The organism is Rhodopseudomonas parapalustris (assembly GCF_053772255.1).
In genome coordinates, this window is record NZ_JAMKBZ010000064.1 from 1 (window position 1) to 1,955 (window position 1,955).

At 58.5% G+C, this 1,955-nt stretch carries 1 protein-coding gene and 1 other annotated feature; the gene reads left to right on the forward strand.

The annotated features are described in order from the left end of the window. Positions 1–1,392, forward strand: a 1,392-nt coding sequence (locus M9H71_RS25005) for a site-specific integrase (RefSeq protein WP_455407561.1), incomplete at its 5' end; no start/stop codon positions are given. 335 nt (positions 1,393–1,727) lie between these two features. Continuing rightward, positions 1,728–1,845, reverse strand: a sequence feature (AL1L pseudoknot). Between the last annotated feature and the right edge of the window lie 110 nt (positions 1,846–1,955).

The following is a 1,955-nucleotide window of genomic DNA, read 5'->3' on the forward strand; positions in this document are numbered from 1 at the left end:
TCGAGCCAATCTACCCACGCGACGGCCTCGGCTGCAGCGGAGCGTCTCCAAAAGGCCCCCTTGCCCACCCTCGACATCGACGCCATTCGAAAGGTCATTCTGGAGGAACTGGCGGCGAAAGAGGCGTCGCTGGTCCCAAGCGAAGGCACGTCGACTTCGTCGCCGCCGCCACACGGCGCCAAACCAGACCGCTCACCTGGTCTTCGATCCGACAAGCGGATGTCGGATGTCCTGTCCGATTTCCTCGAGCCGCCGAGTCGCAAGCGCGCCCACAGCTCTAGAGGCCGTTCCGAAGCCAAGGCCATCGTCGAGTTCGCCATCGCATTCCTCGAAGACCCAGTTCTGGAGCAGGTCACAACGGAGCAATGGTCCGCGCTGGACGAGGCCCTGACAGACATCCCCCATCAGACGAACATTCCGCGGCGACATGCGGGTTCGCTTTTTGCCCGCTACAAGTATGCGCGGGACCACGGGTGGGAAAATCTCACCCGCCTGACTGAAAAAACCATCAAGTCCAGATACTGGTACGGCCTGTACAAATTCATAGACTGGGCGGCTTCCAAAAAATATTACTCGGGAGCCCGGCCGAAATTCGAGTGCGTGGACCCGGAAAATCTCGTCAGCTTGCCTCGCGATGCTTTCGAAGACGAAGAAATCCTGCGAATCCTGAAGCTTCCGCTGTTCACGGGCTGCCTCAATCGGACGCATGTCTGGAAATCCGGAGCCTTCTTCGTCCAATCCGCGATTTATTGGGGCTACCTGATCTGCCTCTTTACGGGAATGCGTCCCGGCGAGGTTGGGCAACTTGAATGTGCCCAGATCCGAACCGATGGGACGTTCTTCTATTTTGACCTCCGACCGTTCGAGGCGCGAAACGGCAGGGTCGCATTGCAGGATTTGCGAAATCTGAAAACGAATGCCGCCGGGCGTGTCATACCAATCAACCCTCTGCTGATCGAACTTGGACTGCTCGACCGGATGCAAGAACTGTCCGAAGGGGGAGAGAAACGACTGTTCCCCGAATGGGAGAAATACGTCAGGTCCGACGGCACTGTGAGATGGTCACAGCCAATTTCGAAATCCTGGCAATATCTGAAGAAAAACGTCCTGAAAGATCTCAGAGCAGACGTGAGCCTGTATTCGACGAGGCACTTCTTCGCGGACATCCTTGATTCGAATCTGATCGCGCAAAGGACAAGGGACCGGATTCTCGGTCATGTCGGGGATGTCCGCCAGCGATATGGCCGGAAGGGGATCCTTGACCCCATCGTTGCTGAAGAGATCAAGAATATCGAGCCTCCAATCATGAAGAAGGCGCGTGAAATCTTAGTGGAAGCAAAGCGAAGAGCCGATTCGGGGGAACTGACCGTGCTCAAGACTTATATTACCTAGCGGCTACATCGGGGAAAGGCTGACCGGAAGTGGTCACCTCGGGCCGGCAGCCGCGAGGCACGGTGTTCAGCGAATGCCCGGCGGGTCCACAGCCGTTACGTCCGGCAGACGGCGGACCTGCCGAGCGCTGGCCGACGCGTTCGGCTTCGGCTCATCGCATCGGGCGACGTCGAAGCCCTCGCGCTTGAGCTGCCGCAGTCCTTGCGGACCCCGTCGACTTGGACAGTTCTGTTCGAACACGCGCCGAACCTCGCCCCGCTGAGCTGTATCCTGCCAGACGCGTGCAGTCGGTCTGACGGGATCGCGCCGCTTGGCGACATGAGCGTGGTAAGCTGAAGGTCGATCGGCAGCACTTTGCAGATCGGCTCGCACCAACGTGTCCCACGATGATTGTCGGTGAAATCGATCAGGGCGTGGACCGGCGCTCGAGCTCCGCACGTAGCAAAATAGTCGTCCGTGAAGTTTGCTGAACTGGATTGATTTAGGGGTGTCGGGCGGCTTCGAGTCGGAGTGACAGCATCATCAGCAGGGCACGCAAAAGCCGTTTGAACCAGCGCAGCAGC